10 protein-coding genes are annotated in these 13,223 nt (G+C 66.7%); 4 read left to right on the top strand and 6 right to left on the bottom strand.

Features of this window, described 5'->3' with window-relative positions; all coding sequences use genetic code 11:
* Nucleotides 1-42: 42 nt before the first annotated feature.
* The 5 genes from U5809_RS30270 to U5809_RS30290 all read right to left on the bottom strand — a co-directional run bounded on the left by U5809_RS30270 (nucleotide 43) and on the right by U5809_RS30290 (nucleotide 8,382).
* Nucleotides 43-2,157 (bottom strand): phosphocholine-specific phospholipase C, encoded by a 2,115-nt coding sequence (locus U5809_RS30270; protein WP_322089203.1) that lies wholly within the window; start codon nucleotides 2,155-2,157, stop codon nucleotides 43-45.
* 565 nt (nucleotides 2,158-2,722) lie between these two features.
* Nucleotides 2,723-4,720, bottom strand: a complete 1,998-nt coding sequence (locus tag U5809_RS30275; RefSeq protein WP_322089204.1) for an acetyl/propionyl/methylcrotonyl-CoA carboxylase subunit alpha — start codon at nucleotides 4,718-4,720, stop codon at nucleotides 2,723-2,725.
* A 36-nt stretch (nucleotides 4,721-4,756) separates the two neighbouring features.
* Entirely contained in the window at nucleotides 4,757-5,542 is a 786-nt protein-coding gene (locus tag U5809_RS30280; RefSeq protein ID WP_322089205.1) for an enoyl-CoA hydratase/isomerase family protein, read from the bottom strand.
* 19 nt (nucleotides 5,543-5,561) lie between these two features.
* Nucleotides 5,562-7,169 (bottom strand): carboxyl transferase domain-containing protein, encoded by a 1,608-nt coding sequence (locus U5809_RS30285; protein ID WP_322089206.1) that lies wholly within the window; start codon nucleotides 7,167-7,169, stop codon nucleotides 5,562-5,564.
* A gap of 31 nt (nucleotides 7,170-7,200) precedes the next feature.
* Entirely contained in the window at nucleotides 7,201-8,382 is a 1,182-nt protein-coding gene (locus U5809_RS30290; protein WP_069749126.1) for an isovaleryl-CoA dehydrogenase, read from the bottom strand.
* Between the two features lie 170 nt (nucleotides 8,383-8,552).
* Here U5809_RS30290 and U5809_RS30295 point away from each other — a divergent pair, with 170 nt between their 5' ends.
* On the top strand, nucleotides 8,553-9,299 hold the full coding sequence (locus U5809_RS30295) for a TetR/AcrR family transcriptional regulator (RefSeq protein WP_322089207.1): 747 nt from the start codon (nucleotides 8,553-8,555) through the stop codon (nucleotides 9,297-9,299).
* 58 nt (nucleotides 9,300-9,357) lie between these two features.
* On the opposite strand, the gene U5809_RS30300 is transcribed toward U5809_RS30295, so the two are convergent.
* Nucleotides 9,358-9,846, bottom strand: a complete 489-nt coding sequence (locus tag U5809_RS30300; RefSeq protein WP_011354034.1) for a MarR family winged helix-turn-helix transcriptional regulator — start codon at nucleotides 9,844-9,846, stop codon at nucleotides 9,358-9,360.
* Nucleotides 9,847-10,045: 199 nt separating this feature from the next.
* Between U5809_RS30300 and U5809_RS30305 the strand changes: the two genes are divergently transcribed.
* The 3 genes from U5809_RS30305 to U5809_RS30315 are packed head-to-tail and all read left to right on the top strand — an operon-like array spanning nucleotide 10,046 to nucleotide 13,205.
* Nucleotides 10,046-11,125 (top strand): aromatic ring-hydroxylating dioxygenase subunit alpha, encoded by a 1,080-nt coding sequence (locus tag U5809_RS30305; RefSeq protein WP_322089262.1) that lies wholly within the window; start codon nucleotides 10,046-10,048, stop codon nucleotides 11,123-11,125.
* On the top strand, nucleotides 11,122-12,087 hold the full coding sequence (locus U5809_RS30310; RefSeq protein ID WP_322089208.1) for a PDR/VanB family oxidoreductase: 966 nt from the start codon (nucleotides 11,122-11,124) through the stop codon (nucleotides 12,085-12,087). The genes U5809_RS30305 and U5809_RS30310 overlap by 4 nt, the downstream gene beginning before the upstream one ends.
* A 56-nt stretch (nucleotides 12,088-12,143) precedes the next feature.
* Nucleotides 12,144-13,205, top strand: coding sequence for a Rieske 2Fe-2S domain-containing protein (locus U5809_RS30315; protein ID WP_322089209.1), 1,062 nt, complete (start codon nucleotides 12,144-12,146; stop codon nucleotides 13,203-13,205).
* Nucleotides 13,206-13,223 lie beyond the last annotated feature (18 nt).

Consider the following 13,223-nt stretch of genomic DNA (forward strand, 5'->3'; position numbering starts at 1 on the left):
GGCCGGATTCAGCCGGCCGGCGCATCGTCGTACCGGCTGCCGTCAGATCGGCGTGATCGTCGGCGCCACGGCCGCCGGGTCGGTGATGCTGGCCTTGCCGGTTTCGACGTGCCCCGCGATGCGGCGCGTCCAGCCGGCATTGCCCGCCACCGCGAACTGCAGGTCGTACCACTGGCTGCTGCACGACAGGTCCCAGTGCGCTTCGATGCGCTGCCCCGCCGGGATCGTCAGCGTGCGCGCCGCGCCGCCGTACGCGACATCGGTCGCCGTGACCGTGAGCGTGCCGCTGCCCGCATTGGCGATCGTCACGTAGACGTCGCCGTTCGCCACGTCGTAACACGGCGTGATTTCCGGCTTCGCAGCAGCATCCGCGGCGGCCGAACCCGCAAAGCGCCGGAAATAGCCGTTCGGCCCCCACACGCTCACCAGGTAGTTGCCGTTCGCATCGAGCGCCCACGTATCGGTCAGCTGCTTGCCGGCCTCGACCGTATAACGGCGCGGCATCGCGGTCGGATCGCCCGTATAGACCCAGAAGTGCGCACCCTGCGTGCCCGAATTCGCAAACGTCACCGCATAACCTTGCGCCTGGAGCTGGCCCGTCACGTGCAGTTCGTACGGCAGCGCGCGAGCCGGCCGCGTGCCGGATTCCTGCGCCGTCACGACCTGCTGCGCGGTGCTGGCCGGTGCTGTCTGCGACGACGCGCGCGAGCATTGCAGGTCCGCCTGCGCGACGTACGCCTGCGTGCTCGGCAGCGATGGCAGTGAGACATCCGATTTCGAAAAGTCGAGCGCCGACGTCAGGTCGCCGCAGATCGCCCGGCGCCACGGCGAGATGTTGGTTTCCATTACGCCGAAGCGCTTCTCGATGAATTGCAGCACCGACGTGTGATCGAACACCTGCGAGCAGACGAAACCGCCCTTCGACCACGGCGACACGACGAACATCGGCACGCGCGGGCCGAGGCCGTACGGCAGGTTGTCGGCCGTATACGTGCCGGTCTGCGTCGACGTCACGACGTTGTGCCGCTCGAGCGACACATCCACGGTGCTCATGCCCGAGCCCGGCAGCGTCGGGGCCGACGGCGGCACGACGTGGTCGAAGAAGCCGTCGTTCTCGTCGTACATGATCAGCAGGACGGTCTTGCTCCACACCTCGGGATTCGACGTCAGCGCATCGAGGATCGTCGACAGGTAGTACGCGCCGTACAGCGGCGTGAACTTCGGATGCTCCGAATACGCGGCGGGCGGCAGCAGCCACGAGACCTGCGGCAGCGCGTTGGCCTGCACGTCGGCCTTCAACTGCGTGATCGGCCGCGTGCTCATCCCGCGCGTCTGCAGCGACGAACCGGCCGGCGCATTCACGAAGTTGTTGAAGCACGCGAGCATGTTCGTGCCGTAGTTGCCAGTGAAGTTGTCGAACCCGGTGCCCTGTTGGTAGACCTGCCACGAGATGCCGGCCTTTTCGAGGCGCTCCGGGTAGGTCGTCCAGCTGAAGGGCGGCAACTGGATCTTGTCGAACTGGTTGTCGATGTAGTCGGTGTTGTCGAGCAGCGGGCCGCCGCCCGTGCCGAGCGGATCGACCATGCCCGTCATCAGGTACATGCGGTTCGGGTGCGTGTTGCCCGGAATCGAGCAGAAGTAGTTGTCGCACACCGTGAACGCATCCGCGAGCGCGTAATGGAACGGGATGTCGTCGCGAACGTGATAGCCCATCGTCATGTTCGACTTCTGCACGGCCCACTGGTCAGCGCGGCCGTTGTCGATCGCGCCGTGCGTCGTCGCCCACGTATGCGGCAGGCCGCCGATACATTGCGCGTTGACGCCCGGGTTGGTCGTGTCGTAGCGGAACGGCGCGATCACGCTCGTCTTGTCCTCCTGCCGCGGCTGGAACCATACGGGCTTGCCGTTCGGCAGCGTGACCGGGAAGCGGTCGTTGTAACCGCGCACACCGCTCAGGTGACCGAGGTAGTGGTCGAACGAGCGGTTCTCCTGCATGAACACGACGATGTGCTGCACGTCCTGGATCGTGCCCGTCACGGAATTCGGCTCGATTGCCAGCGCCTTGCGGATCGACTCGGGAAGCAGTGCGGTGGCGGCGGTCGCGCCGGCGAGGCCGGCGGAGAACTTCAGAAAATCGCGTCGCGAATGGGTGGCCATGCTGGTTGCTCTTGATTGGATTTCTGGTGGAAACGGCCGGTATCAGGAAGCGGGCGAGGATGCCGGTGCAGTGAAACCCGGCGGGCAGTGCATCTGCGCGGTGGCGACGACAGCGCCGCCGCATGCGGCCTTCTGCTGCGCGACGGGTGCGGCGGGTGCAGTCAGGTCGTCGTTGCACGCGCCGAGGAGTGCTGTCAGCGCGATCAGGCAAACGACCGCGAAAGGCCGCAGGGCCGACTTTCGCATAACGGTTCTCCGTGGGGGTGATGACGTGACTCGGGCACGGGTGTGCACCGGTCATATCGACCGCGAGATGCTAAGTTCGACTTGTTACACGACGGTGTCGCGTGAAAGCGTAGCGCGATGTGCGCGCGAGCGGTGACGCGAGTGGATGTGGCTGAAGCGTAATGCGATCGAAAGATTCGCACTGCTTCGGCATGTCGATGTCGATATCGACGCGATCGAAGCCGTTCCGATTCGACAGCGGTCGCGCGGGGAAGCGCAACGCGGTTTTTTTGGGCCGGCAGCCAAGGCAGCCGGCCCGTTCACAGCGAGAAGGCGCTGCTCAGCCTTCCGCCATCATCAGCAACTGCGCGCCATCCGCGACCTGGTCGCCGACACCGTACAGCACTTCCGCAACGACGCCCGCGCTCGGCGCGCCGATCGTGTGCTCCATCTTCATCGCTTCCATCACGATCAGCGGCGTGCCCGCTTCGACCTTCTGGCCCGGCTCGACCAGCACCGCGATCACCTTGCCGGGCATCGGCGCGGTCAGGCGGCCGCCGCCCTGCTCCGTATCGCCCGCATGCGCGAGCAGGTTGCGCCATTCGAACGTTTCCGACGTGCCCTGCGTGAACACATGGAACGTGTCGCCGTCCGCATACACGCGGCCGCTGCTGCGCACGCCGCCGAGCGTCACGTCGAAATCGAGCGGCGTGGCGCCGCGCGTCCACGTGAACGGTTGCGCGGCCGCGTCGCCGGTCGCGATACGTGCGCCGGCGCCGTCGTCCTCGTACGTGACCGTCACCTCCGCTTCGCGATCGGCCGCATGCCATTCGAGCGTGCGGCGATAGCCGCCGTTCAGCCGCCAGTCCGGCAATGCGCCCCACGGCGACGAACCCTGCGCGGCCGCGCCGCGCTCACGCGCGAGCAGCGCCGCGCAGGCGAGCGCGAGCATCGCGCGCGGCGGCTGTTGCGGCGCGAACAGCGCATCGTGGTTGCGCTCGATCAGCCCGGTGTCGAGATCGGCCGACGCGAACGGTTCGCACGCAACGATGCGCTGCAGGAATGCCGCGTTCGTGTGCAGGCCGACCACTTCGCAAGCACGCAGCGCCCGCAGCATCAGGCTCAGCGCTTCCGCGCGGTCCGCGCCGTGAACGATCAGCTTCGCGATCATCGGATCGTAAAACGGCGTGATCGCATCGCCCTCGCGCACGCCGCTGTCGACGCGCACCGCTGCGCCGATCGAGAACTCGACGCCGGCCGGCAGCCGCAAGTGTTTCAGCGTGCCCGTCGACGGCAGGAAGCCGCGCGCCGGGTTCTCCGCATAGAGACGCGCCTCGAGCGCATGGCCCTGCACGCGCAGCTCGTCCTGCTTCAGCGGCAGCGGCTCGCCGGACGCGACGCGCAGTTGCCATTCGACGAGATCGAGCCCGGTGACCATTTCGGTGACCGGATGCTCGACCTGCAGGCGCGTGTTCATTTCCATGAAGTAGAACGCGTCGCCCGTCATGATGAATTCGACCGTGCCCGCGCCGACATAGCCGACCGCGCGCGCCGCCGCGACGGCCGCCTCGCCCATCGCGCGGCGCAGGTCGTCGGGCAGGCCCGGCGCCGGCGCTTCCTCGAGCACCTTCTGGTGACGGCGCTGCACCGAGCAGTCGCGGTCGAACAGGTACACGGTATTGCCGAGCGTGTCGCCGAATACCTGCACTTCGACGTGGCGCGGGCGCGTCAGGTATTTCTCGATCAGCACGCGGTCGTTGCCGAAGCTGCTCGCGGCTTCGCGCTGGCACGACGCGAGCGCCGCCGGGAAATCGTCGGAGCGCTCGACCACGCGCATCCCCTTGCCGCCACCGCCCGCGCTCGCCTTCAGCAGCACCGGATAGCCGATTTCGTCGGCTTCGCGATGCAGGTTGCCAGCATCCTGGTCGTCGCCGTGATAGCCCGGCACGAGCGGTACGGCAGCCGCATGCATCAGCGCCTTCGCGGCTGCCTTCGACCCCATCGCCGCGATCGCGTCGACCGGCGGCCCGATGAAGACGATGCCGGCCGCTTTGCACGCATGCGCGAAATCCTCGTTCTCCGACAGGAAGCCGTAGCCCGGGTGGATCGCCTGCGCGCCGGTCGCGCGCGCGGCTTCGATGATGCGCTCGATGCGCAGGTAGCTGTCCGCGGCGGCCGAACCGCCGATGTGCACGGCTTCGTCGCATGCGGCCACGTGTTTCGCGTTCGCGTCCGCGTCGGAATAGACGGCGACGCTCGCGATCCCGAGACGTTTGCACGTCGCGGCGACTCGGCACGCGATTTCGCCGCGGTTGGCGATCAGAATCTTGTCGAACATGGCTTCGATGTCGTCCGGAGAGTGGGGGTCACGCGATCATTCACGCCACGACGGCGTGCGCTTTTCGAGGAAGGACGCGATCCCTTCGCGCGCTTCCGCGCCGGCGCGGGTCCGCGCGATCCAGTCGGCGGTCTGCTCGATCAGCGTCGCGTCGAGCGGGCGGCCGGCCACGTCGGCGACGAGCCGCTTGCACGCCTTCACCGCGTCGGGGCCGTTCGCGACGAGCGTCGCGGCCAGCTTCGCGACCGTTTCGTCGAGTGCATCGGCCGGCACTGCTTCGTGGATGAAGCCGAGCGATGCTGCACGCGCACTGTCGAACACCTCGGCCGTCGTGAAGTAACGGCGCGCCGCGCGTTCGCCCATCGCACGCACGACGTACGGCGCGATCGTCGCGGGAATCAGCCCGAGCCACGCTTCCGACAGGCAGAACTTCACGCCGTCGGCGGCAATCGCGATATCGGCCGCGGCCACCAGGCCCACCCCGCCCGCGTAGGCATCGCCATGCACGCGGGCGATCACCGGCTTGCCGCAGCGATGGATCGCCTCGAGCATCCGTGCAAGCTTGCGCGCATCGGCACGGTTCTCGTCGTCCGAGTAACCGGCCATCTTCTTCATCCAGTTCAGGTCCGCGCCCGCGCAGAACGCGGCGCCTTCCGCCGCGAGCACGATCGCGCGCACGCCTTCGTGCGCATCGAGCCATTCGAACGCCGTGGTCAGCTCGGCGATCGTCGTCTCGTTGAACGCGTTGCGCACGTCGGGGCGTGCGAGCGTGACGGTCGCCACACGGCCGGCTTCACTTACCTTGATCGTTTCGTATCGCATCGGTCAGTCCTCCCGGGCGTTACATGCGGAACACGCCGAAGCGCGTGTCGTCGATCGGTGCGTTCATCGATGCGGCCAGGCCAAGGCCGAGCACGTCGCGCGTCTGCGCGGGATCGATCACGCCGTCGTCCCACAGCCGCGCGCTCGCGTAATACGGATGGCCCTGGCGCTCGTACTGGTCGCGAATCGGCTGCTTGAACGCTTCCTCTTCGTCGGTCGACCACGAGCCGCCCTTCGCCTCGATGCCGTCGCGACGCACCGTCGCGAGCACCGACGCGGCCTGCTCGCCGCCCATCACCGAGATGCGCGCGTTCGGCCACATCCACAGGAAACGCGGGCCGAACGCGCGACCGCACATCCCGTAGTTGCCGGCGCCGAACGAGCCGCCGATGATCACGGTGAACTTCGGCACCTTCGCGTTCGACACGGCCGTCACCATCTTCGCGCCATGCCGTGCGATGCCTTCGTTCTCGTACTTGCGCCCGACCATGAAGCCCGTGATGTTCTGCAGGAACACGAGCGGAATCTTGCGCTGGCAGCACAGCTCGATGAAATGCGCGCCCTTCACGGCCGATTCGGAAAACAGGATGCCGTTGTTCGCGACGATCCCGACCGGATGGCCCCAGATGTGCGCGAAGCCCGTGACGAGCGTCGTGCCGTAGCGCGCCTTGAATTCGTCGAACTCGGAATCGTCGACGATGCGCGCGATCACCTCGCGCACGTCGAACGGCTTGCGCGTATCGACCGGAATCACGCCGTACAGGCTTTTCGCGTCGTAGCGCGGCGGCTTCGGCTCGCGCAGCGCCACGGGCGACGCGATCTTCGGCGCGAGATGATCGACGATGTTGCGCGCGATCGACAGCGCATGCGCGTCGTTCTGCGCGAGATGGTCGGCCACGCCCGACAGGCGCGTATGCACGTCGCCGCCGCCGAGATCCTCGGCGCTGACTTCCTCGCCGGTCGCGGCCTTCACGAGCGGCGGCCCGCCCAGGAAAATCGTGCCCTGCTCCTTCACGATGATCGACTCGTCGCTCATCGCCGGTACGTACGCGCCGCCGGCCGTGCACGAGCCCATCACGACGGCGATCTGCGCGATCCCCGCCGCCGACATCGTCGCCTGGTTGAAGAAGATGCGGCCGAAGTGGTCGCGATCGGGAAACACGTCGTCCTGGTTCGGCAGGTTCGCACCGCCCGAATCGACGAGGTACACGCACGGCAGCCGGTTTTCCGCGGCGATCTCCTGCGCGCGCACGTGCTTCTTCACGGTGACCGGGTAGTAGGTGCCGCCCTTGACCGTCGCGTCGTTGCACACGATCACGCATTCGCGGCCGGCGATCCGGCCGATCCCGGTGATGACGCCCGCGCCCGGCGCGTCGTCGTTGTACATGCCGTTCGCGGCGAGCTGCGAGAACTCGAGGAACGGCGCGCCCGGATCGAGCAGTTGCGCGATGCGGTCGCGCGGCAGCAGCTTGCCGCGCGACAGGTGCTTGTCGCGCGCGGCCTGGCCGCCGCCCTGCGCAAGCTGTTCGATCTTCGCGCGCAAGTCGGCGACGACCGCCTCGAGCGCGGCGGCATTCGTGCGGAAATCTTCCGAACGCGGGTTCAGTTTCGATTCGATGATCGGCATCGACGGGGCTCCGTTCGCGTGACGTGGGGCGTTACATCGTTTCCGCGAACAGCTCGCGGCCGATCAGCATCCGGCGGATTTCGCTCGTGCCTGCGCCGATCTCGTACAGCTTCGCATCGCGCCACAGGCGCCCGACCGGGTATTCGTTGATGTAGCCGTTGCCGCCGAGGATCTGGATCGCCTCGCCGGCCATCCACGTCGCCTTCTCGGCCGTGTAGAGGATCACGCCCGCGCAATCCTTGCGCACCTGGCGGATGTGGTCGCTGCCGGCGGAATCGAGATGGCGGCCGACCGCGTACAGGTAGGCGCGGCATGCCTGGAACGTGGTGTACATGTCGGCGACCTTGCCCTGGATCAGCTGGAACTCACCGATCGACTGGCCGAACTGCTTGCGGTCGTGGATATACGGCACCACGGCGTCGAGGCACGCGGCCATGATGCCGGTCGGGCCGCCCGACAGCACCGCGCGCTCATAGTCGAGGCCGCTCATCAGCACCTTCACGCCGCCGTTCAACTGGCCGAGGATGTTCTCTTCCGGCACTTCGACGTCCTGGAACACCAGCTCGCCCGTGTGCGAGCCGCGCATGCCGAGCTTGTCGAGCTTCTGCGCGACCGAGAAGCCCTTCATCCCCTTCTCGACGATGAACGCGGTAATGCCGCGCGAGTTGGCTTCGATGTCCGTCTTCGCGTAGACGACGAGCGTGTCGCAATCGGGGCCGTTGGTGATCCACATCTTCGTGCCGTTCAGCACGTAGCGGTCGCCACGCTTGTCGGCGCGCAGCTTCATGCTGACGACGTCGGAGCCGGCGTTCGGCTCGCTCATCGCGAGCGCGCCGATGTGTTCGCCCGACACGAGCTTCGGCAGGTATTTCTGTTTCTGCGCTTCGGTGCCGTTGCGGTGGATCTGGTTCACGCACAGGTTCGAGTGCGCGCCGTACGACAGGCCGATCGACGCCGATGCACGCGAGATCTCTTCCATCGCGACCATGTGCGCGGTGTAGCCCATGTTCGCGCCGCCGTACTCCTCGGCCACCGTCATGCCGAGCACGCCGAGATCGCCGAACTTCTTCCACAGATCCATCGGAAACTGGTCGGTGCGGTCGACCTCCGCCGCGCGCGGCGTGATTTCCTTCGCCGCAAACGTCGCGACGGCGTCGCGCAGCATCTCGATGTCTTCACCGAGCATGAATTGCACGCCGGGCAGGTTGATCATGTCTCCTCCGTCTCTAGAAAGTGTGTCGCACTCACCGATTTCTGAGTTTCGCTCAAATCGAATGAATGCACCGATTCATTGACCAATACAGCGGAAATTTTGCACAGTTTCGCGCCTCGTTGGGGGCGGCGTCAATAGTTTTTTGAGTGACACTCAGATATCATGCGTACATGACAGCCGCTACCGCCGACACCATGACCGACACCGTCAAAGCCGACCGCACCGACGCGCCGCGCGCGCCCGCCGGGCGCAAATCCCAGCAGCGCGTGCAGGACATTCTGCGCGCCGGTCGTGAAGTGTTCGCTGAAAAAGGTTACGAGCATGCGACGGCCGCCGAGATCGCGCAGCGCGTGGGCGTGTCGGAGGCGACGGTGTTCAGCTACTTCCGCGGCAAGCGCGAGCTGTGCGCACGCGTGATCGCCGACTGGTACGACGAAATCATCGCCGCGTTCGAGCATGGCATGCCGCAGGATGCGTCGGTGCAGCAGCAGTTCGCGTTCATCGTGCGCACCCACCTGCGGCTGATGCTGGTGAACGGCACGGGGCTGTGCGCGCTGGTGCTGTCGGAAGGCCGCGCGAAGCAGCACGCGCTGAGCGACGAGCTCACCGCGCTGCAGCGCCGCTACACCGCGCCGCTGATGGACGTGCTCGCGCGTGGCCAGGCGGCCGGGCAGGTGCGCGCGGACCTGCCGCTGAGCCTGCTACGCTCGATGGTGTTCGGGCCGATCGAGCACGTGCTGTGGGACGCGATCCTCGGGCACCGCAAGCTCGATACGGAAACGACGGCCGCGCAACTGGTCGACATGCTGTGGGCCGCCGTGCAGCCGCCGGCGCCGGAACAGGCGGCGCTCGTGCGCTTCAGGAACGAAGTGGCGGAAGCCGTGCGGCGGCTGGAAGGCGAAAGCACGCGCGCGTGACGCGCGGCAGGCAGCACGCCCCGTCGCCGCATCCCCGCCGTCGCGGGGTTCGGGGTTGCTACGACTCGTCGCCGACGCGCAGCGGCGCGCGGCTCTGCTCGTTGTTCAAATGGACGAACTTGCGCAACAGGCGCACCAGTTCCTGCGAATCGTCCTCTCCCATCCCGTCGAACAGGCCGGCACGCAACTCCTTCACCGACGGAATCAGGTGCGTGAGCAGTTCGACGCCAGCCGGCGTCAGCAACAAGCGGCGCTGACGTCGCGGCAGCACTTCGCGCACGATCAATCCCTTCGCTTCGAGCCGGACCGCGAGATCCGCGGTCGTCGACGTGTCGAGCGCCACCCGCTGCGCGAGCGTCACCTGATCGAGCCCCGGACACTCGTAAAGCATCCGCAGGACCGCGTACTGCACCGGCGTCACGTCCCGGCCCAGCTTCTCGTAGAACATCGCAACCGCGATCTGGTGTGCGCGCCGGATCAGGTGCCCGGGTTCGTCGTACAGATCGAGCGGGAAAGCCGGCGCGTCGGCGGGATTCGTTTTTTCCATGAATGAGTCGATGACATAGGCGACGCGCGCCGGTTGCGCGCGCCGACGGCATGGCGCTGCCTCGCGCCATTTCCCGGGAAAACCAGTATACCGCTCGCCTTGCTCCAGCCAATCTCAATGAGTACACTGAATCTCATTCAGTACACGGAATGTAGAGATGCCGCGTACCGGCGGCATCGACCTGAAGGAGACGACGAACGTGTTTCTCAAGAATGCTTGGTACGTGGCGTGCACGCCCGATGAAATCGACGGCAAGCCGCTGGGCCGCAAGATCTGCAACGAATCGATGGTGTTCTACCGCGCGGCGGACGGCCAGGTCGCCGCGCTCGAGGATTTCTGCCCGCACCGTGGCGCGCCGCTGTCGCTGGGATTCGTGCGCGACGGCGTACTGGTGTGCGGCTATCACGGGCTGGAAATGGGCTGCAACGGCAAGGCGGCCGGCATGCCGGGCCAGCGCGTCGGCGGCTTCCCGTCGATACGCAGCTTTCCGGTGGTCGAGCGGTACGGATTCGTCTGGGTCTGGCCGGGCGAGGCGTCCGAAGCCGATCCGGCCAAGCTGCCTGCGCTGGCGTGGGCCGAGGATCCGGCCTGGGCGCACGGCGGCGGCCTGTATCACATCCGTTGCGACTACCGGCTGATGATCGACAACCTGATGGACCTCACGCACGAAACCTACGTGCATGCGACGAGCATCGGCCAGAAAGAAATCGACGAAGCACCGCCGAAGACGACCAGCCATGGCGACGAAGTCGTCACGAGCCGCTTCATGGAGAACGTGATGCCGCCGCCGTTCTGGCAGATGGGGTTGCGCGGCAACGGCCTGGCCGACGACGTGCCGGTCGATCGCTGGCAGATCTGCCGCTTCACGCCGCCGAGCCACGTGATGATCGAGGTCGGCGTCGCGCACGCGGGCCACGGTGGCTACGACGCGCCGGCCGACCTGAAGGCATCGTCGATCGTGGTCGATTTCATCACGCCCGAGACGGATACCTCGATCTGGTACTTCTGGGGCATGGCGCGCAACTTCCGGCCCGACGATCACGCGCTGACCGCCGAGATCCGCGAAGGCCAGGGCAAGATCTTCGCCGAGGATCTCGAGATGCTCGAACGCCAGCAGCTCAACCTGGAAAAGTGGCCCGATCGCAAGCTGCTCAAGCTCAACATCGACGCCGGCGGCGTGCTGTCGCGCAAGGTGATCGAACGCCTGCTCGCCGACGAAAACGTTTCGCGTCCGCAGCGGCCCGTGATCCCGATTGCGCCTGTCAGGGAGGCGTCATGAGCGCCCCGACCCTTACCGTGCGGGTGGCCCGCAAATGGCAGGAAGCGCGCGACATCTGCGGCTTCGAATTCGTCAGCGATGACGGCTCGCCGTTGCCGCGCTTCGACGCCGGCGCCCATATCGACGTGCATCTGCCCGGTGGCTTCGTGCGCCAGTATTCGCTGTGCAACCACCCGGAGCACGGCGATCGTTATCAGATCGCCGTGCTGCGCGATGCCGACGGCCGCGGCGGGTCGCGCGCCATTCACGACGAAGTCCGGCAAGGCGATACCGTGCGGATCGGCGTGCCGCGCAATCAATTTCCGCTCGCCCCCGACGCCCCGCACCACCTGTTGCTCGCGGGCGGGATCGGCGTCACGCCGATCCTCAGCATGGCGGAACGGTTGTTCTCGTCGGGCATACCGTTCGACCTGCACTACTGCGCGCGCTCGACCGAGCGCATGGCGTTCGTCGAGCGCATCAACACGGCCGGGTTTCACGATCGCACCCGCTTCCATGTCGACGACGGTGCTCCCGAGCAACGTTTCGACCTCGCCGCCGTGCTCGCCGCCGCGCCCGAAGGCACGCACCTGTACGTATGCGGCCCGCGCGGCTTCATGGACGCCGTGCTGAACGCCGCGCGCGAGCGCAACTGGGCAGAAGCGCGGCTGCACTACGAGTTCTTCGGCGGCGCAGTCACGTCGTCCGGCGCGGACCGTGCGTTCCAGGTCCGGATCGCGAGCAGCGGCAAGGTGATCGACGTGCCGGCCGAATGCACGGTCATCGCGGCGCTGGCGGCGAACGGCGTCGACGTGCTGACGTCGTGCGAGCAAGGCGTATGCGGCACCTGCGTGACGCGCGTGCTCGAAGGCGAGCCCGATCATCGCGATTCGTATCTCACCGAGGCGGAACAGGCGGCCGGCGACCAGTTCATGCCGTGCTGTTCGCGATCGCGAAGCGACCTGCTGGTACTCGATCTGTAGATCCGCAGACGGACCGCCCGACTCGCGGCGGCCAACCACAATACTGGAGACGATCAATGGAGCAACATGCCCGACCACCAATCAATACGACCAATTTCCCGATGGACCGCTGGTGGGTCGCCGCGCTGTCGTCCGAACTGACGGACAAACCCGTCGCGCGCACACTGCTCGACCGTCCGGTCGTGCTGTTCCGGTTGCCGTCCGGGGAAGTCGGCGCGCTGGAGGATCGCTGCTGCCACAAGTCGCTGCCGCTGTCGTGCGGCTCGCTCGAAGCGCGCGGCCTGCGCTGCGGCTATCACGGCCTGCTGTTCGACCGCGGCGGCGCATGCGTGGAAATTCCCGGCCAGGAGCGGATTCCGGCGAAAGCGTGCGTGTCGTCGTATCCGGTGTACGAGCAGGACGCGATCGTGTGGATCTGGATTGGCGCCGATGCGCACGCTCAACCGACCTGCACACCGCCACGCTACGCGTTCCACGCGGATCCGCAGTACCGGTTCGGCGGCGGCAACTACCATTACGACGCGCCGTATCAACTGATCCACGACAACCTGATGGACCTCAGCCACCTCGGCTATGTCCATCTGAAAACGATCGGCGGCAACGCGCAGTTGCACATGGGCGCGGAAACCCGCGTCGGCAGCGACGGCGACACGGTGAAACTGGTTCGCCTGATGCCGGATTCCGATCCGCCGCCGACCTACACCGCCGCCTGGCCGTTCGCGGGCCGCGTCGATCGCTGGCAGGAAATCGAGTTTCACGTGTCGCACATCCGGATCTGGACCGGCGCAATGGACGCCGGCACCGGCGACCTGCACGATCCGGCGCGCGGCGGCTTTCACATGCGCGGCTTCCACGGCATCACGCCCGAGACGGACACGACGACGCACTACTTCTGGACCGTCGCGACCAATCCGCAACATGACGTGGAGCGCGTCGCGCAAACGGTCATCGAGCAATCCGCCGCGACGTTCGACGAGGACAAGACCGTGATCGAAGCGCAATACCGGAATCATCTGCGCTTTCCGGACCGCCGCCAGATCGACATTCACGTCGACGCGGGCCCCAATCGCGCGCGGCGCGTGATCGAGCGGCTGCTGCTGCAACCCGAACCCGCGTAAGCATCGCGCGGGCTGGCG

Origin of the sequence: Burkholderia sp. BCC1999, assembly GCF_905339975.1 — a bacterium.
GTDB lineage: Bacteria > Pseudomonadota > Gammaproteobacteria > Burkholderiales > Burkholderiaceae > Burkholderia.

Coding starts and splice junctions, on each gene's coding strand:
- U5809_RS30300 (WP_011354034.1), bottom strand. CDS start 9,846: ATGGAAAAAACGAATCCCGCCGACGCGCCGGCTTTCCCGCTCGATCTG.
- U5809_RS30270 (WP_322089203.1), bottom strand. CDS start 2,157: ATGGCCACCCATTCGCGACGCGATTTTCTGAAGTTCTCCGCCGGCCTC.
- U5809_RS30285 (WP_322089206.1), bottom strand. CDS start 7,169: ATGCCGATCATCGAATCGAAACTGAACCCGCGTTCGGAAGATTTCCGC.
- U5809_RS30275 (WP_322089204.1), bottom strand. CDS start 4,720: ATGTTCGACAAGATTCTGATCGCCAACCGCGGCGAAATCGCGTGCCGA.
- U5809_RS30310 (WP_322089208.1), top strand. CDS start 11,122: ATGAGCGCCCCGACCCTTACCGTGCGGGTGGCCCGCAAATGGCAGGAA.
- U5809_RS30295 (WP_322089207.1), top strand. CDS start 8,553: ATGACAGCCGCTACCGCCGACACCATGACCGACACCGTCAAAGCCGAC.
- U5809_RS30290 (WP_069749126.1), bottom strand. CDS start 8,382: ATGATCAACCTGCCCGGCGTGCAATTCATGCTCGGTGAAGACATCGAG.
- U5809_RS30315 (WP_322089209.1), top strand. CDS start 12,144: ATGGAGCAACATGCCCGACCACCAATCAATACGACCAATTTCCCGATG.
- U5809_RS30280 (WP_322089205.1), bottom strand. CDS start 5,542: ATGCGATACGAAACGATCAAGGTAAGTGAAGCCGGCCGTGTGGCGACC.